This window comes from Pseudomonas fluorescens (genome assembly GCF_900215245.1).
Lineage (GTDB): Bacteria > Pseudomonadota > Gammaproteobacteria > Pseudomonadales > Pseudomonadaceae > Aquipseudomonas > Aquipseudomonas fluorescens.
Genome location: NZ_LT907842.1, coordinates 1690323 through 1713805 on the forward strand (window position 1 = coordinate 1690323; position 23483 = coordinate 1713805).

Sequence of the window (23483 nt, forward strand, 5' to 3'; positions counted from 1 at the left end):
ACGAAAGGCCCTCGCATTGACGAGGGCCTTTTTGTTTTAACTGCGCTACATCAACTTGCCCGCGAATGCTTGTGCCAGAGCTTCTCTTTAACCAAGGAGCATCGTAACCTCAGGGCATGCCCGTCATTCTCAAGTTGTTGACCGCTGCGTTTTTGACTTGCCTGAGCCTCACCGCCTACGGCGAGAAACTACGCATTGTCACTGAGCCCTGGGCGCCTTATGTCTACGAAGAAAACGGCAGCATGCGCGGCCTGGACTATGAAACCACGGTGATTGTGTTCCAGCGCCTCGGCGTCGATGTGGAGTGGCAATTCCTGCCGTGGAAACGCTGCCTGGCCATGCTCGACCAGGGCCACGCCGACGGGGCGCTGGATATTTTCCACAGCCATGACCGCGACGCCCAGCTGCTTTATCCCAGTGAGCCGCTGTCGGAAGTCGAGTTCGTGTTGTTCTACGCCAATGCGCGCCCCCACCCCGCCGAACGCGTCGATGACCTGCAGGGGCTGACCGTTGGTATTTCGCCGGGCTACCTCTATGGCAACGCATTCAGCGAATCCACCCTGTTCAACCGCGAGCCGGCCCCCAGCCACGAGGCCAACTTCGGCAAGCTGTCATTGGGCCGTATCGACCTGGTGATCACCGATCGCCGCGTGGGCCAGCATGTGATCAAGGCCATGGGCCTGGAAGGCAACGTCAGCCAGGCGCCCTTCGTGGTCAGCCGCCAGCAACAATTTCTCGCCGTACGCCGTGGCGCGGGCATGGACCTGCTGGTGCAACGCTTTGCCGCCGAGCTCAAGCGGTTCAAGCAAGAACCCGCCTACGCGGCCTTGAGCGCCAAATATGGCGAAATCCAAGCCAATACGGCCTCTGAACACACCGTTGAGCAGCAGGAAAGCAGCGCGCCGTGATTGCTCTGTTATACTCCGGCCTTTCCGCCAGGCTCACGCCCGGCCGCTGAGGTCTTGAAAAAGGCACCTAACCCCGCTACTGCGCAGCTTTCAGCCCGCGCGAGCCGGTGGAGTGCCCGCCAGACGCAGCAGGACCGGACGGGGTTGCGCTCCCCTAAGCGCCATTCACGCCCGGCAAGATTATCCCTTTGGGCCAAGCCCTAACTAAAACAGGATTACTCATGTCCTTTGCTTCCCTCGGTCTCTCCGAGGCTTTAGTCCGCGCCATCGAGGCAGCGGGCTATACCGAGCCTACTCCGGTGCAACAGCGGGCCATTCCCGCCGTGTTGCAAGGTCGCGACCTGATGGTTGCGGCTCAGACAGGTACTGGTAAAACCGGTGGTTTCGCCCTCCCGATTCTGGAGCGGTTGTTCCCCAACGGTCACCCGGACAAATCCCAGCGTCACGGCCCGCGCCAACCGCGCGTACTGGTCCTGACCCCTACCCGCGAACTCGCCGCCCAGGTGCACGACAGCTTCAAGCTGTATGCCCGCGACTTGAAGTTCGTCAGCGCCTGCATCTTCGGCGGCGTCGGCATGAACCCACAGGTTCAGGCCATGTCCCGCGGCGTTGACGTGCTGGTCGCCTGCCCGGGTCGTTTGCTCGACCTGTGCGGCCAAGGCAGCGTTGACTTGTCCCACGTGGAAATCCTCGTGCTGGACGAAGCCGACCGTATGCTCGACATGGGCTTTGTCCATGACGTGAAAAAGGTCCTCGCCCGCCTGCCGGCCAAACGTCAGAACCTGCTGTTCTCCGCAACGTTCTCCAATGACATCACCGCCTTGGCCGGCAAGCTGCTGCACAACCCGGAGCGCATCGAAGTCACGCCGCCGAACACCACGGTCGAGCGTATCGAGCAACGCGTATTCCGCCTGGCTGCCAGCCACAAGCGCTCCCTGCTGGCGCACCTGATCACCGCCGGCGCCTGGGAACAAGTGCTGGTGTTCACCCGTACCAAGCACGGCGCCAACCGCCTGGCCGAGTACCTGGACAAGCACGGCCTCACCGCCGTCGCTATCCACGGCAACAAGAGCCAGAACGCGCGCACCAAAGCCCTGGCCGATTTCAAGGCCGGTGAAGTGCGTATCCTGGTTGCCACCGATATCGCCGCCCGCGGCCTGGATATCGACCAACTGCCACACGTGGTCAACTTCGAGCTGCCGAACGTCGACGAAGACTACGTGCACCGTATCGGCCGTACCGGCCGTGCCGGTCGCTCGGGCGAGGCCATCTCCCTGGTTGCACCGGACGAAGAAAAACTGCTGAAAAGCATCGAACGCATGACCAAGCAGAAAATCGCCGACGGCGACCTGATGGGCTTCGATGCCAGCACCGTGGAGGCTGAGAAGCCTGAAGCGCGCGAGCGTCCGGACGTGCGTAACCCACGCAACCCACGCGGTCCGAAGGGCGATGGCCCGAACGGCGGCGGTGGTGGCGGTGGTCGTCGCGACAAGGGCAAAGACAAGGGCGGCAAAGAAAAAGCGCCGACCAATGGCCGTGGCGAGCGCCCAGCCCGCGAGCAGAAGCCACGTGAAGGCACCCCGGCCCGCGAACAGCGCCAGCCGAGCCAGCCGCCACGCGCCGCAGCCGATCGTGCTCCGGACGAGTTCCTCGACGATGACGTGGATAACTTCGGTAACCGCGTTGACTACGTGCCGCAGGCCAAACCGGCTCAGGGCCGTGGTCGTCGTCCGGGTGCTCCGGCCGCGGCTGCAGGCACCGGCGCGCCACGTGGCGGCCAGCCTCAGGGCGGTCGTCAGAACGGCCCACGCAACAGCAGCGGCGGCACCACCGGCACCCCGCCTGCCAAGCGCAATGGCCCGCGTAATGGCGCCCCGCGTGACGGTCAAGCGCGTCGCGAAGATTCGCGCAGCAACAACCGCCGCCCGGCCCGTGACGATCAGCCACGTGCGTCCGAACCTGCCGTGCAGAACCCACGCGGTGGCCCGGCGCCGAAAATCATCCACAAGGAGTCGAAAGCTGACCGCTTCCCGACACCCGAGCAGTTGGATCAACTGCCAGGCCGTCCTCGTGGTGAAAAACCAGCGCTGCTGACCCGCAACCGCTGAGTTTTCGACGCTGAATAAAAACGCCCCGACTGTTCGGGGCGTTTTTGTATCTGGCGGTCAGCGCATTAATTCGTCACTTCACCGGCCTTGTGAAACAGCTTGGCGAAGATCATCCAGCGACCCTCCACTTTCATCAAATTCAAGTAGTCGACCATCACGTTATTGAACAGGCGCAAGCGTACTTTAACGATGGCCATTTCCGCAGACATCACATCGATCATCAGCACTTCGTCAAGTTGCGGGAAACCACCTTCCTGAGGCGACTTACGGCCCTGAACCATCGTCCTGTACTCATCAAAAGGCCGCACGACCACGGTCGAATTTTGCGCGCTATACAACACGCAGCCTCGGTGGAACACTTGATCGAACGCATTCAAGTCCTGGGTTTGCAACACGTTAAAGTAGTCTTTCAGAAACGCGTGGATTTCATTAATCATGCCTAACAACTCCCGATTTTTCTGCACGGCGTTATTTGAATAAATAACTTGTCGCCATTATCGGTAGCTCACTCATTTCACGTATAGCGGCTATTATTGGGCTTTCCCGTGAAAGGAATTCACCTATTGAAGCTCCCTCCACTCGCCGCACTCCGTGCCTTCGAGGCGGTAGCCCGGCTGGGCAAGGTGAACCTGGCGGCCATTGAGTTGCACGTCACCCACAGTGCCGTCAGCCACCAGATTCGCTCACTGGAAGAGTATTTGGACATCGCGTTGGTGGCCCGCAGCGGGCGCTCCCTGGTGTTGACGGACGAAGGCCGTGTTTATGCCTACCAGATCAGGCAGGCGCTGGGCGAGATAGCAGGGGTCACAGACAAACTCGTGGCAAAGAACAAGCACCCGCAACTGACCCTGTCGGTGCTGCCCTCCTACGCCATGCATTGGTTACTGCCACGCTTGCACGACTTCATCAGCGCCCAGCCTGGCCTGCGCCTGAAACTGGAATCGTCCATGGAGTTCGCCAGCTTCGAGCAAGGCCTGATCGATTGCGCGATCCGCTTCGGCCACGGCCAATGGCCCGATATGCATTGCGAAACGCTGATGACCGACTCATTGCTGGTGGTCGCCGCGCGCACCTTCAACCACGGCGTGCTGCCCACTACACCGCAGGCCATCCTCGAGCAGCCATTGCTGCACGCCAGTGAAAGCTGGCCGACCTGGCTGGGTGCCGCCGGCGTGGAGGGGCAACGCCCTCACGCTGCGCTGGAGTTCACCGACTCGACCTTGCTGCTCGAAGCCGTCAGGCTCGGGCATGGCGTCGCATTGACCCGACGCTCGATTGCCCATTCACTGATTCAACGCGGGGAGCTGGTCAAGCTCACCGATATTGAACCGGTGCATGCTTCGCGCTACTACCTGGTCTGGCCGATGGGCACCAAGCGTTCGGCGCAACTGATAGCCCTGCACACGTGGCTCAACGAACAAGTCGCAACGTATCAAGACAGCCTATAAACCACGCACAGCAAAACGCCGACCCGGAGGTCGGCGCTTTGCGTTTGAAACAGCGAAATATTACTTCGCTTTCACACCTTCAAACGTCACGTACAGCTCAACGGTGTTGGACGCTGGGCCCAGGTCCATCTGCTTGCCGAAGTCCTGGCGGTTGAAGCTGGTGGTGCCTTCAAAGCCGGCACGGTAGCCGCCCCATGGATCCTTGCCTTCACCCAGGAAGGTGGCCTTGACGACGATCGGCTTGGTCACGCCGTGGAAGGTCAGGTCGCCGGTCACGTCGGCAGTGACTTGGCCTGCAGCATTTTTACCGGTGGTTTTAACACTGGTGGAGACGAACTTGGCATCGGCAAACTTGCCAACGTCCAGGAAGTCTTTGCTGGAGATGTGCTTGTCACGTTCGGCGTGGTTGGTGAACACGCTGGCGGTACGTACGTTGAACTCGATCTTGCTGTCTTCAGGCTTGGCGGCGTCGAAGCTGAACTTGCCGTCCAGGTCCTTGAAAGTACCGGTGATGTAGCTATAGCCCAAGTGGCTGATCTTGAAGTCAACGAAGGCGTGCTGGCCTTCTTTGTCGACAACATAATCAGCGGCCATCACCGAACCTGCGGACATCAGAGCAGAACCGATTGCCAGAGCGGCGAGCGTCTTTTTCAACATGCTTTCTATTCCTTGTGAGTCGAGGTTGAACATCAGGCTTTGCGCCCCAGCATTCGCGTCAGGGTCGCATCACGATCGATAAAGTGGTGTTTAAACGCAGCCACGCCGTGCAAACCGGCGAAAACCACCAACACCCAGGCGAGGTACAGATGCACCACGCCGGCGGTGTCTGCCTGGTCCGGTAGACCGGAAACCACGGCAGGAATCTCAAACAAGCCAAACACCGGGATACCGACACCGTCTGCGGTGGAAATCAGGTAACCGGCAATCATCACGGCAAACAGCCCGAGATAAAGGAACGCGTGGCCAAACGCAGCCCCGATACGGGTCAAGCGGCTGTAGCTGGCCAGTGGTGGCGGCGGCGGGCTGAGCAGGCGCCAGACAATGCGCACCAGCATGATGGCGAACAGCGTGATGCCAATGCTCTTGTGCAGGTCAGGCGCGTCTTTGCGCCAGGCGCTGTAATAGTCGAGACCGACCATCCACAGGCCCAGGGCGAACAAACCGAACACCACCAGGGCCACGCCCCAGTGCAAAACAATGCTGACCCAACCATAGCGGGCCGATGAGTTACGTAGTTGCATGTCCCAAATCCCGTAAGAACTGCGCCCAAGACTAGCGATTTACCTATCGAATTAAAGCGGAAAATTTCGCTTTGAAATATCGAGAAATACGATCAAGAGGTTATGCACAGTACGTTAACAATGGATTAAGGACTATTCCTTAGAAACGTGACAGTGCGTCCCGCGTTTACTGCCAATTCATCCGTAATGGGTTGTGACACTGTCTGGCATTGCATAGGCTTGCGCGATTGTTTCGCCTGCGCCGGCCGCAGGTCCGCTTCGAGGAGATAGACGATGGGCTTGAATAACCAGTGGATGCAACGCGACCTCGCAGTACTGTGGCATCCCTGCACCCAGATGAAAGACCACCAGCAATTGCCGCTGATCCCGATCAAGCGCGGTGAGGGCGTCTGGCTGGAAGACTTCGAAGGCAAGCGCTACCTCGACGCCGTCAGTTCCTGGTGGGTCAACGTGTTCGGCCACGCCAACCCGCGTATCAACCAGCGCATCAAGGACCAGGTGGACCAGCTGGAACACGTGATCCTCGCCGGTTTCAGCCACCAGCCGGTGATTGAGCTGTCCGAGCGCCTGGTGGCGATGACGCCCGACGGCCTGACCCGTTGCTTTTATGCCGATAACGGCTCTTCGTGCATCGAAGTCGCGCTGAAGATGAGCTTTCACTACTGGCTCAACCGTGGCCTGCCGAACAAAAAACGCTTCGTCACCCTGACCAACAGCTACCACGGCGAAACCATCGCCGCGATGTCGGTGGGCGACGTGCCGTTGTTTACCGAAACCTATAAAGCCCTGCTGCTGGACACCATCAAGGTGCCGAGCCCGGATTGCTACCTGCGCCCCGAGGGCATGAGCTGGGAAGAGCATTCACGCAACATGTTCCTGGCCATGGAACACACCCTGGCCGAAAACCACGACAGCGTCGCCGCCGTGATCGTCGAGCCACTGATCCAGGGTGCCGGCGGCATGCGCATGTACCACCCGGTGTACCTCAAGCTGTTGCGCGAAGCCTGCGACCGCTATGGCGTGCACCTGATCCACGACGAAATCGCCGTCGGCTTCGGCCGTACCGGCAGCATGTTCGCCTGTGAACAGGCCGGCATCCGCCCGGACTTCCTGTGCCTGTCCAAGGCCCTCACCGGCGGCTACCTGCCGCTGGCCGCCGTGGTCACCACCGATGACGTCTACGACGCGTTCTACGACGACTACCCGACCCTGCGCGCCTTCCTGCACTCCCACAGCTACACCGGCAACCCGCTGGCGTGCGCGGCGGCCCTGGCGACCCTGGATATTTTCGAAGAAGACAACGTCATCGAAAACAACAAGGCCCTGGCCCAGCGCATGGCCACCGCCACCGCGCACCTGGTGGACCACCCGCATGTGTCGGAAGTGCGCCAGACCGGCATGGTGCTGGCCATCGAGATGGTCCAGGACAAAGCCACCAAAACAGCCTACCCATGGCAGGAGCGCCGCGGGTTGAAGGTGTTCGAACACGCCCTGGAACACGGTGCACTATTGCGGCCGCTGGGCAGCGTGGTGTATTTCCTGCCGCCGTATGTGATTACGCCGGAGCAAATCGACTTTTTGGCTGAAGTGGCCAGTGAAGGCATCGATATTGCGACCAACAGTCAAGTCAGCGTGGCAGTGCCGAAGGACTTCCACCCAGGCTTCCGAGATCCAGGTTGATTGCATTCACTCAACTGATCGGGTGCCGGGTTACCGCCATCGCGGGCAAGCCCGGCGCCCACAGGTTTTGTATTTTTCCAGAGAACCGAAATGAGACTGTCCCGCTTTTTTACCGATACCCCGCTGAGCCTCGGCGAGCACGAATTGCCCGAAGCCCAGGCGCATTACATCAGCCGCGTGTTGCGCATGGGCGAAGGTGATGCCGTGCAACTCTTCGACGGCTCCGGCCATGAGTTCCTGGGCACGTTGCTGGAGGTCGGTAAAAAACGCGTCACCGTGCAACTCACGGAACGTTTCGCGGGCCAGACCGAATCCCCGCTGCACATCCACCTCGGCCAGGGCCTGTCCCGGGGCGAGCGCATGGATTGGGCGATTCAGAAAGCCACCGAACTGGGTGTGAATGAAATCACGCCGATTTTCAGCGACCGCTGCGAAGTCCGCCTCAAGGACGAGCGTGCCGACAAACGCCTGCTGCACTGGCGCCAAGTGGCGATCAGCGCCTGCGAGCAATGCGGCCGTTCAACGGTGCCGGTGATTCACCCACCGCTGCTGCTGGCGGACTGGTTAAAACAGGCCGAGGCGGCGTTGAAACTGGTGCTGCACCCGGTGGCCGCGCCGATGATCAGCCACGCCAAGCCGGCCAGCCTGGCCTTCCTGATCGGGCCTGAAGGTGGGTTGACCGACGCAGAAGTCGCCACCGCCCAAGCTGCCGGCTACCACGCCGCCCGCCTCGGCCCGCGCGTGCTGCGCACCGAGACAGCGCCCGTGGTGGCACTGGCCGTCGCGCAACAGCTCTGGGGCGACTTCTAACCTCGCTGGGTAACCCCATTCAACGGTGGGAGCGGGCTTGCTCGCGAAGGCGCTGGATCAGTTGGCCTGTTTATCCACTGACACACTGCATTCGCGAGCAAGCCCGCTCCCACATTTCGGATGGGGTTGTCACTCCACCGGATCACTGACCGGCTTGGCAATAATCGCCTTCAATTCGGCGGTCATCGGGAACTCCAGGTTCAAGCCCTTGGGTGGAATCGGCTGTTCAAACCAGCGCTGGTAAATCCCATTGATCTCCCCCGTACGGTACAGGTCGCCGAGTGTCTCGTTGACCAGCGCGAGAAACTGCGGGTCGTCCTTGCGCACCATGCAGCTGTAGATTTCCCGCGATTGCTCCTTGCCCACCACCGCCCAGTGGTGCGGGTCCTTGGCCTTGGCGCGCTCGCCGTAGAGCAACGCATCGTCCATGTAGAACGCCACCGCACGGCCGGTCTCGAGCATCTTGAACGCTTCACCGTGGTCCTTGGCGCTGATCACGAACATGTTGGCGTTGTGTTCGGCGTTGTAGCTTTTTAGAAAACGCTCGTTGGTGGTGCCGGCGGTAGTCACCACGTTCTTGCCCTTGAGGTCCTCAAAACCCTGGATGCCGCTGTCCTTGGCGGTCAGCAACTGGCCTTTCACATAGATAAACCCGTAGGAAAATGCCACCTGCTTCTGCCGTTCGGCGGTGACGCCGGTAGAGCCGCATTCCAGGTCCACGGTGCCGTTCTGCACCAACGGGATACGGGTTTGCGAGGTCACCAGGTTGTACTTCACATTGAGGTTCGCCACGCCGGTTTTCTGCTGGATGCGCTCAACGATCTTGTTCGCCAACTCCACCGAATAGCCCATGGGCTTGCCGCTGCTATCGCCCACGTAGGAAAACGGCACCGACGCATCGCGATACCCCAACGTGATGGCCTTGGCACTGGCGATCTTGCTCAACGTGCCGTCCAGCGGCGCGTCATTCGCCTGAACCTGTGCGCCAAACACCAGCGCCAGGGTGCAGCCGGTCAACAGGATTTTTTTCATTGTTATTCTCCGTGGGTCTTGCGGTTATTTACGTGCAGCAATCACGCTGATTTCCACCAGCACTGTCGGGCGCGCCAGTTCTGCCTGCAAGGTGGTGCGCGTCGGCGCCATGCCCGGTGACAGCCACGCCGCCCACACCTGATTCATCGGCGCAAAACCGGCGCCGATGTCTTTCAGGTAAATCGTTGCGTTGAGCAGGTGGTCCTTGTCGCTGCCCGCCTGAGCCAGCAAGGCATCGACCTTGGCCAGCACCTCATGGGTTTGCGTGGCCACATCCTGGCCCTCATCCGGCACCTGGCCCGACAGGAACACCAGATCCTTGAAGGTGACGGCCCCAGAAAGGCGTTCGTTGCGGCTGATTCGGTTGATGGTCATGGCGTTATCCTCAAGCGGCGCTGGGCGTCAGGCCCTGCATATCAATGGAAGGAACGTGCTGGCCGATCAACTCGGCGAGCAGTTGGCCGCTGCCACAGGCCAGGGTAAACCCGAGCGCGCCGTGGCCCAGGTTCAGCCACAGGTTGCGGTACGCACTGGCGCCGATCAGCGGCACGCCGGTTGGCGTGGCGGGGCGCATACCGGCCCACTCGACGGCGCGGGTGTAATCGCCAGCACCGGGAAACGTCTCGAGTGCCTGGCGTTTCATCAGTGCCAGGCGCTTTGGCTCAAGGCGCGCATCAAAGCCGACGATATCGACCATGGCCGCCACCCGCAGCTGCTCGCCGATGCGCGCGTAGACGATCTTGCGGTCATAGTCGGTGATGCTCACATTCGGCGCCTGATGCTGCGCGCCAATCGGCACGCTCAGGCTGTAGCCCTTAAGCGGGTAAAGCGGCAGCGACAACCCAGGCAAGGCCAATTCAGCACTGCGATACCCGGCCGCCAAGACCAGTTGCTCGACCGCCATCACCTCATCGCCGAGCACCACAGCCTGCACCACACCGTCGGCGTGACGCAGGCCAGTGACCTTCTGCCCGAGCAAAAAAGTGCAGCGCCCCGAGGCCTCAAGCCGCGCCGCGAGCCGCCGGCAGAAAGCATGGCAATCGGCGACTTCTTCACTGGGCGTATAGATGCCACCGACAAAACCACCGCTCGCCAACGCCGGCTCCAGACGTGCGCAATCGGCGGCCGACAGCACCTGCTGTGGCCGGGCATCGGTGACCTTGCTGCGCGCCTGCTCAAAGGTGCCGGCGCGGCGAAAGGTCACCAGTTTGCCGTTGCGCCGCCAGTCGAAGCCGTCGAGGTGGTCAGCTTCTCGCCATTGCTCCAGGGTGGCCTGGCTCAAGGACGCCAGGCGCAGCAGGTGGGCGGCATTGCGTTGATTCACCGAGCCACGGCAGGCACCGATAAAGGCTGCCATCCAGCGCCATTGCTGCGGGTCGAGCCGGGGCCGCAATGTTAACGGCGAGTCACCGCGCAACAGCCAGCCAATGGCTTGCAACGGTACGCCGGCGTCGGCCAGCGGCGCCACATAGCGGTAGGACAGTTGCCCGCCGTTGGCGAAACTGGTCTCGCGGCCCACGGCGTCGCGCGCGTCAATCACCGTCACCGTATGGCCGGCGCGCACCAGGGCGTACGCACTCGCCAAGCCGATGACGCCACCGCCGATGATGCAAACCCGCTTGGCCATTCCCGCCACCTGCTTTTGAATTAACTGGGCTCAAGCGTAGGGCCAGGTGACAGGCCACCGACAATGAATAAAGATGGGCCACCTATAAACAAAGGTTATGGACGTGCCATGCGCTTGCGTCATATCGAAATTTTCCAGGCCATCCGCCAGACCGGCTCTGTCAGCGCTGCCGCGCAGTTGCTGCACGTTTCGCAGCCGGCGGTGACCAAGGTGCTGCAGCACGCCGAGCTGCAATTGGGCTTCCCGCTGTTTCTGCGGGTGCGCGGCAAGTTGCTGCCCACCCCGGAAGCCCTGGCGCTGGAGAGCGAAGTCGAGAAAGTCACCGAGAGCCTGCAAGGTGTGCGACGCCTGGCCAAGAGCTTGCGCCGTGAGCCTGGGCAAAGCGTGCGTATTGGGGCCATTCCGGCGCTGGCCTTGTCACTGCTGCCACCGGCGATTCTGGAGTGGACGCGCGACTACCCGAACATCGCCTGCGAGCTGTCCAGCGACCATAGCCGCGAGTTGGTGCAGAAGCTGTTGATGCGCGAGATCGACCTGGCGCTGACGCTCAACTTTTCCGGCCATCCCGGTTTGACCACACAAGTGCTGGCCAATGGGGTGTTGGTGGCATTGGCCTCGAAGGGTTATTGGCCAGACGCCGAGTTGAGCCAGGCATTGCCGCTGGCAGCGCTCGCCGGCGCGCCAATGGTTGGGCTGTCCAGTGCTGATCCGCTGGCGGCCAAACTCGACAGTTACCTGGAAAACGTCGACCCGGCGCCTCGGGTGACGATCTCGGTGCAAACCTATTCCCTGGCGCGGGCCATGGTCGAGTCAGGCGCCGGGTTGACCGTCATCGACCCGTTCACCGCCTTGGGCGCCTCAACGGCCACCACCTGCATCCGCCCGCTCACCCCGCCGCTGCCGATCACCCTGTACGCCCTGACCCGTGCTGACGAGCCGCCGCCGCATATGCTGGCGAACCTGCTGCAGATCTTCGGCAAACGCGCGCGTGAACTGCTCGAACGCTTGTGAGAACACTACCAATCTAATGTGGGAGCGGGCTTGCTCGCGAATGCGGTGGATCAGTTAGCCTATTTATCAACTGACACACTGCCTTCGCGAGCAAGCCCGCTCGCACATTTTTTAACCGCGTCGCCTGTTACAGCACGTAGTGCATGATCGCCACGAAGTGCAGCAGGCTGCCGCCGATCACGAATAGATGCCAGATCCCATGGGAATGGCGCAGGCGATCCTCCAGGGCAAAAAAGATGATGCCGACGGTGTACAGCACGCCGCCCGAGGCCAGCCAGACAAACCCCGCCGTACCCAGCGCAGCCAGCAACGGTTTGACGGCCACCAGCACGATCCAGCCCATCACCGCGTAGATCACAATCGACAGAATCCGCGCCTCGGAGCGTGGCTTGATCTCTTGCAGGATGCCGATCACCGCCAGCCCCCACACAATCCCAAACAGTGTCCATCCCCACGGCCCGCGTAGCGTCACCAGGCAGAACGGCGTGTAACTGCCGGCAATCAGCAGGTAGATCGAAAAGTGGTCGACCTTCTGCATGATCGCTTTTCGTCGCCCCTGCACGCTGTGATACACCGTGGAGGCGCTGTACAGCACCAGCAGCGTAAAACCGTAAATCGCTACGCTGACAATCTTCCAGGGGCTGCCGTCCAGGCTCGCCACCACCAACATCCATACTGCGCCGATAAAAGCTGCAACCGCCCCGGCCAAATGGCTCCAGGCGTTGAAACGTTCCCCGTGATACATGTGTCACTCACCTCGAATAACCGTTACCACATGGTTTTACTACCTGCATTCTGACGCGCCGGGCGGCCAGACAGGTAACAACCTTTCTTCATTTGCCCAAACGTACACGCCGATAGATGATTCGCTTCTTCCTGTGGGCGCTGGCTTGCCTTCAATCAGCCGCTGTCAGTCTGCGTGATGGGCTGATACACCGCTATCGCCGCGATGCAGCGACCCGACAAGCCAGCGCCGATACAACAGCAGCCTATCGGTATTGCCCGTGCACGAGCTTGAACCCGCCCCGCCTCATCCCAGCCTATGGCAGTTGTTTTACAACTTTGCCATGGTCGGCCTGTTCGGCTTTGGCGGCGTCATGCCATGGGCGCGGCAGATGATGGTTGACCAGCGCGGCTGGGTCAGCGAACAAGGCTTCAATGAGCTGCTGACCACCGGGCAATTCTTCCCCGGCCCCAATATCGCCAACGTGGGCATCATCTACGGCCGGCGCCTGCATGGCTTGCCGGGTGCCATTGTGACCGTGTGCGGGCTTTACCTGTTCCCCTCGTTGATCACCGTGCTCGCCGGTTTCGCCTATGCCAAGTGGTGGAGCAATGACGTGGTGCAGCAGATCTTCGGCGCCGTCATGCCGATTGCCACCGGCCTGATGCTCGGCACCACGCTGCGCCTGCTCAAGGCCATGCCCAGAACGATCGCCAACTACAGCGCCTTTGTGTTGACCTTCGTCTTGATGGCGGTCTTCGTGCTGCCATTGTGGATGGTGCTGCTGATTGGCATCCCCAGCTCCCTGGCCTTGAGCTTTATCCGCTCGAACAAGGGGGCTGGCTGATGCAAACCGTGCTGCTGCACCTGATGATTCAATGCGCGCTGTGGTCACTGATGTCGATTGGCGGCAATACCGTGGCCATCAGTGATATCCACCGCTACACCGTCGTCGATATGCACTGGATCACCGATGCGCAATTCGTCGCATTCTTTGCCCTCTCCCAGGCACTGCCGGGGCCTAACGGGATGTTCCTGGTGTTTATCGGCCAGCAGGCGGCGGGCCTGCCCGGCGCGCTGGTGGCACTGACCGCCAAACTGGTGCCTTGCTCGGTGCTGACCTATGTCGGCGCCGGCTGGCTGGAACGCCACACCCGGACGCCGTGGGTGCAACGCGTCAAGCGTAGCCTGCTACCGCTGTCGATTGGCCTGATTCTCGCCTCCACCTACATTCTGATGAACAGCCTGGAAAACAACGCGACCAGCCTGGTGCTGACCCTGGCCAGCGCCGCCGTGGTGTATTACACGCGGCTGAACGCGATCTGGCTGATCATCCTCGGCGTGGTGATCGGCCTGTGCAGTTCATGGCTGGGAGCGAGCTGGTTTTAGGGGCACAATCGACGGCATTCGAACCCGAGCCACCGCCATGTTGATCGACGAAGAATTCACCCTCAAGAAGTTGGAAATCTTCCTGGCGTTCATGCGCACCGGCAACCTGGCCCGCGCCGCCGCCGAGCTGCAAACCAGCAACGTCAGCGTGCACCGCGCGATCCACTCGCTGGAAAACGCCCTGCGTTGCCCGCTGTTCAAACACGAAGGGCGCAACCTCACCCCGCTGGAAAGCGCCTATGTGCTGGAGGAGCGCGCGCAAAAACTGGTGGCCGACGTGGTCGACAGCGTGCGCCTGACCCGCGAAGCCGCTGGCTTCTCCGCCGAACGCTTCAAGCTCGGCTCGCTGTATTCGCTGACGGTCAAGACCGTGCCACAGCTGATCATGGGCCTGAAAATCCGCCGCAGTGAACTGAATATCGACCTGATCCTGGGCTCCAACTTCGACCTGCTCTACAAGCTTAAGAGCATGGAAGTGGACGCAATCCTCATCTCCCTCGACGAACACGCCAACGACCCTGACTGCGCGCAGATCGCGCTGTTCTCCGATGACATCTTCCTCGCCACCCCGGCCGATTCACCGTTCGACCGCGAGCAGGAAATCGACCTCGCCGACGTGCGCGACGCCACCTTCATTACCCTCACCCAAGGCTTCGCCACGCATCAGGATGGCAACCGCGTGTTCAAGCAGGCGGGGTTTGAGCCGAAGGTGGCCATGCAGGTGAATGACATTTTCACCCTGCTGAGCATGGTCAGCTCAGGCGTGGGTTATGCGTTGCTGCCGGGGCGGATTGCGGCGGTGTATGAAAACCGCGTGAAGCTCATACCGCTGCAACCTCGGTATCGGATGCAGCAGCAGATTGGTGTGATGTTTCTCAAGGCCAAGGAGCGCGACCCGAACTTGCTGGCCTTGTTGGCGGAGTGCCGGATGTACGCCAATCGGCAGGCTTGAGACCGCCATCGCAGACAAGCCAGTTCCCACATTTTGACCGAGTACCAACATGAGAACGCGGTCAAAATGTGGGAGCGGGCTTGCTCGCGAAGAGGTCAGAGCAAACACCCTGAATTACCGGGTCAGCCAACAATCCCACGCACGATGAAATAGAGCAACGAAGGCCCCAGCAAGCACCCAAGCCCGGTATGGAACGTGGCCGTCAACGCGCCATACGGCACCAACCGCCGATCCGTCGCCGCCAGGCCTGCGGTCACGCCGCTGACCGTCCCGGCCAACCCACCAAACACCATCGCCGAGCGCGGGTTATCCAGGCCCATCCAGCGCGCTGCGACGGGTGTGCCGACCATCACCAGGATCGCCTTGATCAAGCCGGTGGCAATCGACAACGCCATCACATCCGACGTCGCGCCAATCGCCGCACCGGTCACCGGGCCGACGATGTAGGTCACGGCGCCGGCGCCAATGGTGGTCATGCTGACCGCATCGCGATAACCAAACGCCCACGCCATGCTCGCGCCGACGATAAACGGCAGAATCGTGCCAAGCAGCAAGGCAATCACCCCGATCAAGCCGGCTTTGCGCGCCTCAGTGGCTTGCACTTCAAAGGCCGTGGCGACAATCGCAAAGTCGCGCAGCATGGCGCCGCCCATCAACCCGATACCGGAGAACAGTGCCACATCGGCCAGGCCTTTTTGCCCACCGGTAAGCGTGCCGCCGACCCAGGCCAAGACCAGGCCGATGACAATCGCAATCGCCGAGCCATGAATGCGCCCGAAGGTCAGGCGCTTGGACAGCACCACAGAAATCCACATCACCACGCCGACGAACGCAAAGGCGGTGACCAGGCCGTTATGTTCCAAGCCTTTTTCGATGAGGTCCCACATATCAGCGGCCTCCCACAACAGGTGTCGGCGTAATCAGCGGTTCTTCAGCGGGCAAGGGTTCGCCCTTGTGGGTGCGGCTGATCAGCGCGATGGTGCAGCCACAAACGACCACAGAACCGATCGCCGCGAGCACCGCGACCGGGCCGCCGTGCAGGGCGGTGACCACGTTTTGTTGCGCGGCCATCGCGACGACCACGGGGATGTACATGGCGCCCCAGAAGCCGACGCCCATCTCGCACTCCTTGGTCATGCCACCGCGCTTTTGCATCCACAACCGCGCGCAGATCAGCAGGATCATGGCGATGCCCACTCCGCCCACGTTGGATTTGACGCCGAGCAACACGCCCAGCATATCGCCCATGATCACGCCCGCGAGCGTGCAGATCGCCAGCAATGCCACACCGTAGATAATCATTGTTGTTGTCCTCAAAGTGCTCGATCGAAATTGTTGTTTTTGTGCTTCGAAAGCCTTGGGTGGAGCTTTATCGGTGGCGGCGCTCCTCCTCTTGCAGCAGGGCCTGCAAGGTGTCCAGGCGCGCGCCTTCACAGGCGATCACCGTGCCTTGTTCAAACACGCGGCGTGACAGGCCGGTGAGCACGGCGCCCGGGGGCAGTTCGATTTGCAGGCGCACGCCGCGCTCGTAGGCGCTTTGCACGGTGCCGCGCCAGTCGACGACGCGGCACATGTTGAAAGCCAGGTCGTCGCGCAGGTGTTCCGGGTTGTGGATAGGCCGCGCGCGGGTGCTGCTCAGGTAGGTAATGCGCGGGGCCTTGAGCGTGACAAAGGCTTCGGCCAGTGCCTGCGCGGGCGCTTCCAGCAGCGCGCAATGGGACGGCACGCTGACGGCCAGGCGCTTGGCGACGCCGTTGCCTTTAAGGCGCTCGGCAACCCGCTGCATCGCCGCGTCGCTGCCCGCGATGACGGTTTGGTTGTCGGCGTTGATATTGGCCAGGTACACCGGCGTTTTTGCGCTGTGGATATCGGCCAGCAACGTTTCGACGGTGGATAACTCAGGGCCGATCAGCGCGGTCATGCCGTAGCCCTGTGGATAAGCGTTTTGCATCAGTTCGCCGCGCAGGCTCACCAGCTTTACCGCATCAGCAAAGTCCAGGGCACCGGCGATGACCGCTGCCGGATAGGCACCGATGGACAGGCCCGCCACGTAATCCGGCGTATGCTGCAACTGGCGCGCATGGGCGACGCCGACGATCAGCAGGCAGAGCTGAACGGCGCGGGTGCTCGCCAAGGCGTGCGCCGAGTCGAGCGGGCGAACGTCTTCACCCAAGGCGTCACTGGCTTCTTGCAAAATGTCCGCCGGCAACGCCTGGAGCATGCCTGCGCGTTGGGTGCCCTGCCCCGGAAACACCAGGAGGCTGCTCATGCCACGGCCTGCCACGGGTCGAGAACCAGGAGCGCGCCGCCGGCGGTTTTCAGCAGCACACGGCGTGAGCCACCGGCCCATTCGCGCAAGGCTACCGCACCGAATGGGGTTTGCAGCTGCAGGTCCACGGCACACGGCGCCGTGTCCAATTGCGCCAGCAACGCTCGGGCGTCCTTGCGATCAAGCGGCTGCGGGGCGAGCAGAATCAAATCCAGATCGCTCAGGGCATGCAAAGCTTGGATGCCGCTCGCCAATTCAAAGCCGGCACTGCCGCTCACGCCCCACTCTTGCGGTGCCAACAACGGCCGCAGTTGATCAAGTGCGCGCAACGCCGGCACATCCCGTGGCGAGCTCACATCGCGCAGGGCTTGCGGGGTCACTCGCCGTTGCACGGCAGCCAAGGGCATCTGCGTCGCAAAACGCTGCTCGCGCCGTTGCCCACGCACGCCGACCGCCACATAGCCGGGCTCGGCAATGGCGCGACGCACCACCACCGGGTGGCCGGCGCCCACAGCGTCCATCACCCACGCCGGGGAGTCGGCGGGCAGGTGCGCCGGGGTCATGCCCCAGAGCAGATCGTGGGCGTTCACCATTGCTCCCGCAGCAACTGGCGCACGTGGCTGGAGGCGGCGCGATGAGTGGCGCCCAAACGCCCTGTTAAATCAGGGCCGTCGATATCGTTGATGGCGTGCAGCAGGCAATCGCTGACCCGCACCACATCGTCCGCCGTGGGCTGTTCAATCTGGCTGACCGACAAGGTCTCCCAGAGCAAGCCGAGGCTGGCATAGCTGTCGATGTCATACGCCATCGGCGGCACACTGGCGGCCAGGGCTTCCAATTCCTCGACGCTGCGCAGGGTCACCCGCGCCGCCGAGGCTTTGCCCATGGCGTGCACCATCACGCCGGGGTCACGCAAGGCGATCAGGCGGTTGGCCTGGTAGCCGTGGGCGAGGAACGCGCCGGACATCGCCTTGCCCACCAGCAGAGCAATCACCGGGTGCCCGGCCAGCCGGGCGCGGGCATAGCTGTCGGCGGCGGCGGCCAGGGCCTGGTGAATGCCGAGGGCTTCTTCGCGACGGCCGTAGGCTTGGCTGGGCACATCGACGATGGCGATGATCGGGCGTTTGTCGCCACGGGCGATGGCGTCGTCCACGGCCTTGGCCAAGCCCCAGCCTTCGAGCAGGCCGACTTCGCCATTGCGCGCACGCGGGAAGCGGTTTTGGGCGTCGGTGACCACGGCGATGAAGCGCACCGCGTGTTCAGCCAACGCGCCGTCGGCGACTTTCAACGAGGCCGGCAAACCGTCCACGGGCGTGGCGCCGTTGCTCAATGCGTTGAACCACTGCAAGCCTCTCATGAGCGGTCTCCTTGATACAGGTCGCGAACCGTGGCCGCGTCAATTTGCGGCGTGGCGTCCAGCTCGGTCAGGCGCTTCAGGTAGAAATCGAGCTGACGGCTGCGCGGGTGTTCGGGCAAGCCTTGTTGCAACAGATCAGTGACGGTCTGCTGGATCTGCGCCACATCGTCCGCCACATAACGGTCGGCCAACCCGCTGTTAAAGCGTTGCTCGCCGCCGGTCAGGCTCCAGATAAAGGGACGGTCGCGGGAGTCGTATTCTTCCAGGCCGGCTTCCTGCTCGATCACCTGCGGGCCATTCAGGCCCAGGCGTGCTTCACGGGTGACGACGAGGTAGCTGCACAACCCGGCGGCGATGGACATGCCGCCAAAGCAGCCGACGCTGCCCGCCACCACGCCGATCACCGGCTGGTACTGGCGCAGGTCGACAATCGCCGCGTGGATATCGGCAATCGCGGCCAGGCCAAGGTTGGCCTCCTGCAAGCGCACGCCGCCGGTTTCCAGCAGCAGCACAGCGCGGGTCGGGATGCCCTTGCGGTTGTCTTCGGCGGCCAGCTCCAGCGCACCGGCGATTTTCGCGCCGCCGACCTCACCCAGGCTGCCACCTTGAAAGTTGCCCTCGATAGCCGCAACCACCACCGGCAAGCCCGCGATGCTGCCCTTGGCGATCACCACACCGTCATCCGCCTGAGGCACCACGCCTTGGCGGCTGAGCCACGGCGACATCACGCGCTGGAACGGGTCGATCAGCTCGCGGTAAGTGCCGGCGTCCAACAAGGCCTTGGCCCGTTGCCGCGCACCGAGTTCGACAAAGCTGTGTTTGCTGAGCAAGTCAGTCATGGCCGATCTCCTCGAAACCCTGCTCCAGGCGCAAGCGCACCACGCCGGGGGTGGCGCCGAAATCGTGGATATCAATCTTCAAGGCTGGCGGCATCTGTTCCTGGAAGATTCGCTCAAACAGATGCTGCCAGCGTTGTTCAGCGCCGTTTACCGAGGTCTGCACCTGGATGGTCAGCGTGCCGGGCGTGCCAGGCTCCAGCAGCACTTCCAGGTCGCCGGAGCCGACGCAACCCACCAGTGCACGGCCTGTCGGCGGCTGCCCGGCGGGGAATTCAAAAGATAAGGTTTCCATCACAACGCTCCGTCGAGGCGGTCGATAAACAGGCAGGCGGCCAACAGGTCGGCGGCGCCGCCGGGGGAGGCATTCAGGGCCAGCAGTTGTTGGTCCAGCACGTGCAGTCGGCGGCGGCCGGCGAGGCTTGCACTGCCGCCCGCGTCCAGCACCGCTTGGGCGCCGTGTTGCATAGCGTGCAGGCCCTCGGTGCCTGCGCGGTAGAGCACGCAGGTGTCCGCCAGGTCGGTCATGATCGCGAGCAAGGCGTCCAGGCGGGCGTTCTGTTCGCCGACATTTTGCTGACGACTTTTGCGCAGTTGCGGCAGGCCGCGCTGCACAACCGAAGGGAAGCCCAACTGGGCTTCTTCACGGGCACCGCGTGCGCCGTAGCGTTGGGCAACCTGGGCGCCGTGGCTCAGCGGTTGGGGCGCGTAACGGTCGTTGAGCAAGGCCAGTCTGGCGGCATTCAGCGTGATGGCGCGTGGTTCCAGGGCCGCCGCTGCGGTCAGCAAACCGAGCGCCCAGATCGCACCGCGGTGGGTGTTCACGCCGGCGGTGGTGGTGAGCATGGCTTGCTCGCCTTCGCGGCCAATCCGCCCGAGGGCTTCACGCAGGGGCAAACCGACTTCACCGAACTCAAGCGCGGCTTGCGCCATCTCCTTGAACATCGGCCACAGCGACAGTGCCGACGCGTGCATCAGGCCCAGGTGTAAATCGCGATGGGCGCCATTGCCGCGACGGTCGACCAAAGCGGGTTTTGGCGACAAGTCCGCCTCATCGATCAGCGCGTCGACGGCCATGTCCGCCAGGCGCTCGGCGAGGCTCAGTTCATGCAGTTTGAGGGCGCGCATTTACCAGCTCCTGAACTTGGCGGGCGGGTTGTACAAGCCACCGGACCACTCCACCAGGTCGGCCACGCTCTTGGCGGCCAACAGTTCGCGGGTGGCGTCGGTGCGGCGGATACCGAGGTCTTCGGGCAAGGCGATCAAGCCTTCGCGGCGCATGCGCGCAGTGTCCTTGGGGTTGTGGCGCAAGCCGATGGCGGTGACACCAGCAACGGCGGCGATCATCGCTTGGCGCTCTTCCAGGGAACGCGCCTTGTACAAGTAGGCGATGCCTTCTTCGGTGAGCAGGTGGGTGACGTCGTCGCCGTAGATCATGATCGGCGCCAGGGGCATGCCGCTTTTGCGCGCGACGTCCACCGCGTCGAGGGTTTCGACGAAGGTCGGTTTGCCGCCTTCCTGGAAGGTCTCGACCATTTGCACCACGAGTTTTTTGCCGCGTTCGAGCAAAGCCTCCGGCGCGTCATCGTGGCGCATATCCAGCCAGGCCGGGGTGCCATGCCGACGACCACGCGGGTCGTGGCCCATGTTCGGCGCGCCCCCAAAACCCGCGAGGCGGCCACGGGTCACGGTGGAGGAATGCCCATCACCGTCCACTTGCAAGGTGGCGCCGATAAACAGGTCCACCGCGTACTGGCCGGCCAGTTGGCAGAACATGCGGTTGGAGCGCATCGAGCCGTCGCGGCCGGTGAAGAACACATCCGGCCGTGCGGCGATGTAGTTTTCCATGCCCAACTCGGTGCCGAAGCAATGCACACTTTCGACCCAGCCGCTTTCGATCGCGGGGATCAGGGTTGGGTGTGGGTTGAGGGTCCAGTTGCGGCAGATTTTGCCTTTAAGGCCGAGGGACTCGCCGTAGGTGGGCAGGATCAGCTCGATGGCGGCCGTGTTGAATCCGATGCCGTGGTTGAGCGACTGCACATTGTGTTTTTCGTAGATGCCACGGATCGCCATCATCGCCATCAGCACATGCACCGGCTTGATGTGGCGCGGGTCGCGGGTGAACAGTGGCTCGATGTAGAACGGCTTGTCGGCCACCACCACAAAATCCACCCAACTGGCGGGGATGTCGACACGCGGCAAGTCGGTGACGTCGTCCACCAACTGGTTGACCTGCACGATGACGATGCCATCACTGAAGGCGGCGGGTTCGATCAGCGCGGGAGTGTCTTCGGTGCTGGCGCCGGTGTAGATATTACCGGCGCGGTCGGCCATGAAACCGGCCGAGAGCACGACGTTGGGAATCAGGTCCACCACCAGGCGGGCATAGAGTTCGATGTAGGTGTGGATCGCGCCGATTTCCAGCAGGCCGTCTTCCAGCAGTTGGCTGATGCGCAGGGATTGGGTGCCGGCGAAGGAGAAGTCCAGCTTGCGCGCGATGCCCTTTTCAAACAGGTCCAGGTGCTCGGAGCGGCCGACGCTGGGCATGATCATGTGCAAATCGTGGAGCTTGGCCGGGTCGGCCTTGGCCAGGGAGCGCGAGAGGAAATCGGCTTGCTTCTGGTTGTTACCCTCCAGCACCACGCGGTCGCCAGGCAGGATCAGCGCTTCGAGGGCCTCGACGATCTTGTCGCTGGGCAACACCGCCCCGTCTGCGTATTTTTTGACCAGCCCGAGGCGCCGCTGCTTCTCGTCGCGCCGCCGCGTCCAGCGCGAGTCGGGGGTGATGGTTGTTGTCATGGTCGCTCCACGGGGTTTGCTGTCGTGGGCTTACCTTAGGAGTGAATCCGGGGGGCATCAATCAAGCCCGACGGCGGATCGTTACGGCTGGAGTAACGGATCATCAGCAAACGCTGAGTTCGAGCCGACTGAAGATTAAAATGTGGGAGCGGGCTAGCTCGCGAATGCGGTGGGTCAGTTACACATGTACCGACTGACACCCTGCATTCGCGAGCAAGCCCGCTCCCACATTTGTTCGGTGGTGTTCAGAAGAATCACGTCATTGCCACTGATGGACAGCCAACACGTCTTCCACTTTATTCAGCAGTGTTATCGCGCCATCCATCAACTGCCCCAGCAGCGCCTCATCCTCATTCATATACCCTTCGTACTCCGCGAGGTTTCGGCGCTCATGGCACAGCGCTAATAACCTCACCTGCACCTTGTTCGCGTCGGCGGAGTGAATCAGACATTGAAAGACCAAATAGCGTTTGTCAGAACGATAGCCTTGCAAACGCAAGGCCGTGAGCGCGATGGCGTGGGCAGCGTTGTATGCCAGGTCGAAACGACTGGCGAACGACAACAGTGGGTTGCCCGCATCTCTTAATCGGTCCCGGGCCGAGCGCATCAGTCCATCACACTCCTTGCGATCCGGCGGCTCTGCCTTCAAGCCACCGCTACGTTGCAGGTTCTCCAGGTTTGCCTTGCTGTCCATCCGTGGATTCCAGGGGGTTGCCCCCCATCAGATTGATCTTGTCCTGCTGCACGACCCGCTGTACAAAACTGTTCCCGGCATTCCATTTGCCGATCCAGTCTTCGAGGGTGTAAAGCGTCGGGTTGATGGTGCGGCCCAGTTGCTCTTCCAGCGGCATGAGCTGCTCCATGACTTCACTGTAGTTGAGGCTTTCACCTATCAGCATCAGATCTATGTCACTGGATGAGTGCGCCTCGCCCTTGGCGATGGAGCCGTAGATGAACGCCCACGTCAGTTGCTCGGCGAAAGGCGCCAATGCATTGCGCAAGGGTTCGTCCAGACTCAGCGTCTTGCGCACGATAGCCAACAACTCCGAGTAAATCGGGCACTGGGGATTGGCTTGGTAGTGGGTCTGGTTGCCCTGGCGCGTCATGCTCAAGATGCCCGCCAACTGCAACCGCTCAAGTTCGCGGGTGAGGCTGCCCTTGCCCACTTGGGCCCAGCGGGCTATTTCGTTGGTGAAGAAACTTTGATCGGGCTTGCCAAAAAGCAGGCCCAGCACTTTTTGCTGGGTGACGGTGAAGAGTGCAGTGCTGAGCGGCAAGGTTTGCATGGCGGC

27 protein-coding genes are annotated in these 23483 nt (G+C 62.0%); 9 read left to right on the forward strand and 18 right to left on the reverse strand.

What is annotated here, in order from left to right:
* The first annotated feature begins 116 nt into the window (after nucleotides 1–116).
* Nucleotides 117–908, forward strand: coding sequence for a substrate-binding periplasmic protein (locus CPH89_RS07955; RefSeq protein WP_053258436.1), 792 nt, complete (start codon nucleotides 117–119; stop codon nucleotides 906–908).
* 221 nt (nucleotides 909–1129) lie between these two features.
* On the forward strand, nucleotides 1130–3016 hold the full coding sequence (locus CPH89_RS07960; protein WP_053258437.1) for an RNA helicase RhlE2: 1887 nt from the start codon (nucleotides 1130–1132) through the stop codon (nucleotides 3014–3016).
* A 65-nt stretch (nucleotides 3017–3081) separates the two neighbouring features.
* Here the strand turns inward: CPH89_RS07960 and CPH89_RS07965 are convergent, their stop codons facing one another.
* The gene (locus tag CPH89_RS07965) at nucleotides 3082–3453 is read right to left on the reverse strand and encodes a nuclear transport factor 2 family protein (protein ID WP_053258438.1); all 372 of its coding nucleotides are present in this window, start codon (nucleotides 3451–3453) and stop codon (nucleotides 3082–3084) included.
* A gap of 126 nt (nucleotides 3454–3579) precedes the next feature.
* On the opposite strand from CPH89_RS07965, the gene CPH89_RS07970 reads away from it, so the two are divergent.
* Nucleotides 3580–4464, forward strand: a complete 885-nt coding sequence (locus CPH89_RS07970) for a LysR substrate-binding domain-containing protein (RefSeq protein WP_053258439.1) — start codon at nucleotides 3580–3582, stop codon at nucleotides 4462–4464.
* 60 nt (nucleotides 4465–4524) lie between these two features.
* Here the strand turns inward: CPH89_RS07970 and CPH89_RS07975 are convergent, their stop codons facing one another.
* Both CPH89_RS07975 and CPH89_RS07980 read right to left on the reverse strand, forming a co-directional pair.
* Nucleotides 4525–5121, reverse strand: coding sequence for a YceI family protein (locus CPH89_RS07975; protein ID WP_053258440.1), 597 nt, complete (start codon nucleotides 5119–5121; stop codon nucleotides 4525–4527).
* Nucleotides 5122–5153: 32 nt separating this feature from the next.
* Nucleotides 5154–5705 (reverse strand): cytochrome b, encoded by a 552-nt coding sequence (locus CPH89_RS07980; RefSeq protein WP_053258441.1) that lies wholly within the window; start codon nucleotides 5703–5705, stop codon nucleotides 5154–5156.
* Between the two features lie 273 nt (nucleotides 5706–5978).
* On the opposite strand from CPH89_RS07980, the gene CPH89_RS07985 reads away from it, so the two are divergent.
* Together CPH89_RS07985 and CPH89_RS07990 are read left to right on the forward strand one after the other, a co-directional pair.
* A complete protein-coding gene (locus tag CPH89_RS07985) occupies nucleotides 5979–7385 on the forward strand; it encodes an adenosylmethionine--8-amino-7-oxononanoate transaminase (RefSeq protein ID WP_053258442.1) in 1407 nt (468 codons plus the stop codon).
* A 90-nt stretch (nucleotides 7386–7475) separates the two neighbouring features.
* On the forward strand, nucleotides 7476–8195 hold the full coding sequence (locus CPH89_RS07990; protein ID WP_053258443.1) for a 16S rRNA (uracil(1498)-N(3))-methyltransferase: 720 nt from the start codon (nucleotides 7476–7478) through the stop codon (nucleotides 8193–8195).
* Between the two features lie 129 nt (nucleotides 8196–8324).
* Here CPH89_RS07990 and CPH89_RS07995 read toward each other — a convergent pair whose 3' ends face one another.
* The 3 genes from CPH89_RS07995 to CPH89_RS08005 are packed head-to-tail and all read right to left on the reverse strand — an operon-like array spanning nucleotide 8325 to nucleotide 10854.
* Nucleotides 8325–9227 carry a transporter substrate-binding domain-containing protein gene (locus CPH89_RS07995; RefSeq protein ID WP_053258444.1) on the reverse strand — a complete coding sequence of 301 codons (903 nt, stop codon included), beginning with the start codon at nucleotides 9225–9227 and terminating at the stop codon, nucleotides 8325–8327.
* Between the two features lie 24 nt (nucleotides 9228–9251).
* Nucleotides 9252–9602, reverse strand: coding sequence for a RidA family protein (locus tag CPH89_RS08000; RefSeq protein WP_053258445.1), 351 nt, complete (start codon nucleotides 9600–9602; stop codon nucleotides 9252–9254).
* A 10-nt stretch (nucleotides 9603–9612) separates the two neighbouring features.
* Entirely contained in the window at nucleotides 9613–10854 is a 1242-nt protein-coding gene (locus CPH89_RS08005; protein WP_053258446.1) for a D-amino acid dehydrogenase, read from the reverse strand.
* 108 nt (nucleotides 10855–10962) lie between these two features.
* Between CPH89_RS08005 and CPH89_RS08010 the strand changes: the two genes are divergently transcribed.
* Nucleotides 10963–11865: a LysR family transcriptional regulator gene (locus CPH89_RS08010; protein WP_053258447.1), complete on the forward strand. Its 903-nt coding sequence runs from the start codon at nucleotides 10963–10965 to the stop codon at nucleotides 11863–11865.
* Nucleotides 11866–11992: 127 nt separating this feature from the next.
* Here CPH89_RS08010 and trhA read toward each other — a convergent pair whose 3' ends face one another.
* Nucleotides 11993–12610 (reverse strand): PAQR family membrane homeostasis protein TrhA, encoded by a 618-nt coding sequence (trhA, locus tag CPH89_RS08015; protein WP_053258448.1) that lies wholly within the window; start codon nucleotides 12608–12610, stop codon nucleotides 11993–11995.
* A gap of 259 nt (nucleotides 12611–12869) precedes the next feature.
* Between trhA and CPH89_RS08020 the strand changes: the two genes are divergently transcribed.
* Genes CPH89_RS08020 through CPH89_RS08030 form a run of 3 tightly spaced genes read left to right on the forward strand, consistent with a single transcriptional unit; the run spans nucleotide 12870 to nucleotide 14930 of the window.
* Entirely contained in the window at nucleotides 12870–13436 is a 567-nt protein-coding gene (locus CPH89_RS08020) for a chromate transporter (RefSeq protein ID WP_053258449.1), read from the forward strand.
* On the forward strand, nucleotides 13436–13978 hold the full coding sequence (locus CPH89_RS08025; protein ID WP_053258450.1) for a chromate transporter: 543 nt from the start codon (nucleotides 13436–13438) through the stop codon (nucleotides 13976–13978). The genes CPH89_RS08020 and CPH89_RS08025 overlap by 1 nt, the downstream gene beginning before the upstream one ends.
* Before the next feature lie 37 nt (nucleotides 13979–14015).
* Nucleotides 14016–14930 (forward strand): LysR family transcriptional regulator, encoded by a 915-nt coding sequence (locus tag CPH89_RS08030; RefSeq protein WP_053258451.1) that lies wholly within the window; start codon nucleotides 14016–14018, stop codon nucleotides 14928–14930.
* Between the two features lie 122 nt (nucleotides 14931–15052).
* Here the strand turns inward: CPH89_RS08030 and madM are convergent, their stop codons facing one another.
* The 11 genes from madM to CPH89_RS08085 form a co-directional block, all read right to left on the reverse strand.
* Complete coding sequence (gene madM, locus CPH89_RS08035) at nucleotides 15053–15817, reverse strand: malonate transporter subunit MadM (RefSeq protein WP_053258452.1); 765 nt, start codon at nucleotides 15815–15817, stop codon at nucleotides 15053–15055.
* Between the two features lies 1 nt (nucleotide 15818).
* The gene (gene madL / locus CPH89_RS08040; protein ID WP_053258453.1) at nucleotides 15819–16232 is read right to left on the reverse strand and encodes a malonate transporter subunit MadL; all 414 of its coding nucleotides are present in this window, start codon (nucleotides 16230–16232) and stop codon (nucleotides 15819–15821) included.
* A gap of 67 nt (nucleotides 16233–16299) precedes the next feature.
* Nucleotides 16300–17199 carry a malonate decarboxylase subunit epsilon gene (gene mdcH / locus CPH89_RS08045; RefSeq protein WP_053258454.1) on the reverse strand — a complete coding sequence of 300 codons (900 nt, stop codon included), beginning with the start codon at nucleotides 17197–17199 and terminating at the stop codon, nucleotides 16300–16302.
* Nucleotides 17196–17792: a malonate decarboxylase holo-ACP synthase gene (locus CPH89_RS08050; RefSeq protein ID WP_053258455.1), complete on the reverse strand. Its 597-nt coding sequence runs from the start codon at nucleotides 17790–17792 to the stop codon at nucleotides 17196–17198. Before CPH89_RS08050 ends, mdcH begins: the two co-directional genes overlap by 4 nt.
* Nucleotides 17786–18556, reverse strand: coding sequence for a biotin-independent malonate decarboxylase subunit gamma (gene mdcE / locus CPH89_RS08055; RefSeq protein ID WP_053258456.1), 771 nt, complete (start codon nucleotides 18554–18556; stop codon nucleotides 17786–17788). Before mdcE ends, CPH89_RS08050 begins: the two co-directional genes overlap by 7 nt.
* Nucleotides 18553–19395 (reverse strand): biotin-independent malonate decarboxylase subunit beta, encoded by an 843-nt coding sequence (locus CPH89_RS08060; protein WP_053258457.1) that lies wholly within the window; start codon nucleotides 19393–19395, stop codon nucleotides 18553–18555. Before CPH89_RS08060 ends, mdcE begins: the two co-directional genes overlap by 4 nt.
* Entirely contained in the window at nucleotides 19388–19687 is a 300-nt protein-coding gene (locus CPH89_RS08065; protein ID WP_053258458.1) for a malonate decarboxylase subunit delta, read from the reverse strand. The genes CPH89_RS08060 and CPH89_RS08065 overlap by 8 nt, the downstream gene beginning before the upstream one ends.
* Complete coding sequence (locus CPH89_RS08070) at nucleotides 19687–20520, reverse strand: triphosphoribosyl-dephospho-CoA synthase (protein ID WP_053258459.1); 834 nt, start codon at nucleotides 20518–20520, stop codon at nucleotides 19687–19689. Before CPH89_RS08070 ends, CPH89_RS08065 begins: the two co-directional genes overlap by 1 nt.
* A complete protein-coding gene (mdcA, locus tag CPH89_RS08075) occupies nucleotides 20521–22191 on the reverse strand; it encodes a malonate decarboxylase subunit alpha (RefSeq protein ID WP_053258460.1) in 1671 nt (556 codons plus the stop codon). It lies immediately after the preceding gene.
* A gap of 259 nt (nucleotides 22192–22450) precedes the next feature.
* Complete coding sequence (locus CPH89_RS08080; RefSeq protein WP_053258461.1) at nucleotides 22451–22885, reverse strand: hypothetical protein; 435 nt, start codon at nucleotides 22883–22885, stop codon at nucleotides 22451–22453.
* The gene (locus tag CPH89_RS08085) at nucleotides 22848–23477 is read right to left on the reverse strand and encodes a nucleotidyltransferase domain-containing protein (RefSeq protein ID WP_053258462.1); all 630 of its coding nucleotides are present in this window, start codon (nucleotides 23475–23477) and stop codon (nucleotides 22848–22850) included. Before CPH89_RS08085 ends, CPH89_RS08080 begins: the two co-directional genes overlap by 38 nt.
* Between the last annotated feature and the right edge of the window lie 6 nt (nucleotides 23478–23483).

What these genes read in the sequence shown, in the direction of transcription:
- CPH89_RS07955 (WP_053258436.1), top strand. Translation starts at nt 117, where the DNA reads ATGCCCGTCATTCTCAAGTTGTTGACCGCTGCGTTTTTGACTTGCCTG.
- CPH89_RS07960 (WP_053258437.1), top strand. Translation starts at nt 1,130, where the DNA reads ATGTCCTTTGCTTCCCTCGGTCTCTCCGAGGCTTTAGTCCGCGCCATC.
- CPH89_RS07965 (WP_053258438.1), bottom strand. Translation starts at nt 3,453, where the DNA reads ATGATTAATGAAATCCACGCGTTTCTGAAAGACTACTTTAACGTGTTG.
- CPH89_RS07975 (WP_053258440.1), bottom strand. Translation starts at nt 5,121, where the DNA reads ATGTTGAAAAAGACGCTCGCCGCTCTGGCAATCGGTTCTGCTCTGATG.
- CPH89_RS07980 (WP_053258441.1), bottom strand. Translation starts at nt 5,705, where the DNA reads ATGCAACTACGTAACTCATCGGCCCGCTATGGTTGGGTCAGCATTGTT.
- CPH89_RS07985 (WP_053258442.1), top strand. Translation starts at nt 5,979, where the DNA reads ATGGGCTTGAATAACCAGTGGATGCAACGCGACCTCGCAGTACTGTGG.
- CPH89_RS07990 (WP_053258443.1), top strand. Translation starts at nt 7,476, where the DNA reads ATGAGACTGTCCCGCTTTTTTACCGATACCCCGCTGAGCCTCGGCGAG.
- CPH89_RS07995 (WP_053258444.1), bottom strand. Translation starts at nt 9,227, where the DNA reads ATGAAAAAAATCCTGTTGACCGGCTGCACCCTGGCGCTGGTGTTTGGC.
- CPH89_RS08000 (WP_053258445.1), bottom strand. Translation starts at nt 9,602, where the DNA reads ATGACCATCAACCGAATCAGCCGCAACGAACGCCTTTCTGGGGCCGTC.
- CPH89_RS08005 (WP_053258446.1), bottom strand. Translation starts at nt 10,854, where the DNA reads ATGGCCAAGCGGGTTTGCATCATCGGCGGTGGCGTCATCGGCTTGGCG.
- CPH89_RS08010 (WP_053258447.1), top strand. Translation starts at nt 10,963, where the DNA reads ATGCGCTTGCGTCATATCGAAATTTTCCAGGCCATCCGCCAGACCGGC.
- trhA (WP_053258448.1), bottom strand. Translation starts at nt 12,610, where the DNA reads ATGTATCACGGGGAACGTTTCAACGCCTGGAGCCATTTGGCCGGGGCG.
- CPH89_RS08025 (WP_053258450.1), top strand. Translation starts at nt 13,436, where the DNA reads ATGCAAACCGTGCTGCTGCACCTGATGATTCAATGCGCGCTGTGGTCA.
- CPH89_RS08030 (WP_053258451.1), top strand. Translation starts at nt 14,016, where the DNA reads ATGTTGATCGACGAAGAATTCACCCTCAAGAAGTTGGAAATCTTCCTG.
- madM (WP_053258452.1), bottom strand. Translation starts at nt 15,817, where the DNA reads ATGTGGGACCTCATCGAAAAAGGCTTGGAACATAACGGCCTGGTCACC.
- madL (WP_053258453.1), bottom strand. Translation starts at nt 16,232, where the DNA reads ATGATTATCTACGGTGTGGCATTGCTGGCGATCTGCACGCTCGCGGGC.
- mdcH (WP_053258454.1), bottom strand. Translation starts at nt 17,199, where the DNA reads ATGAGCAGCCTCCTGGTGTTTCCGGGGCAGGGCACCCAACGCGCAGGC.
- CPH89_RS08050 (WP_053258455.1), bottom strand. Translation starts at nt 17,792, where the DNA reads ATGGTGAACGCCCACGATCTGCTCTGGGGCATGACCCCGGCGCACCTG.
- mdcE (WP_053258456.1), bottom strand. Translation starts at nt 18,556, where the DNA reads ATGAGAGGCTTGCAGTGGTTCAACGCATTGAGCAACGGCGCCACGCCC.
- CPH89_RS08060 (WP_053258457.1), bottom strand. Translation starts at nt 19,395, where the DNA reads ATGACTGACTTGCTCAGCAAACACAGCTTTGTCGAACTCGGTGCGCGG.
- CPH89_RS08065 (WP_053258458.1), bottom strand. Translation starts at nt 19,687, where the DNA reads ATGGAAACCTTATCTTTTGAATTCCCCGCCGGGCAGCCGCCGACAGGC.
- CPH89_RS08070 (WP_053258459.1), bottom strand. Translation starts at nt 20,520, where the DNA reads ATGCGCGCCCTCAAACTGCATGAACTGAGCCTCGCCGAGCGCCTGGCG.
- mdcA (WP_053258460.1), bottom strand. Translation starts at nt 22,191, where the DNA reads ATGACAACAACCATCACCCCCGACTCGCGCTGGACGCGGCGGCGCGAC.
- CPH89_RS08080 (WP_053258461.1), bottom strand. Translation starts at nt 22,885, where the DNA reads ATGGACAGCAAGGCAAACCTGGAGAACCTGCAACGTAGCGGTGGCTTG.
- CPH89_RS08085 (WP_053258462.1), bottom strand. Translation starts at nt 23,477, where the DNA reads ATGCAAACCTTGCCGCTCAGCACTGCACTCTTCACCGTCACCCAGCAA.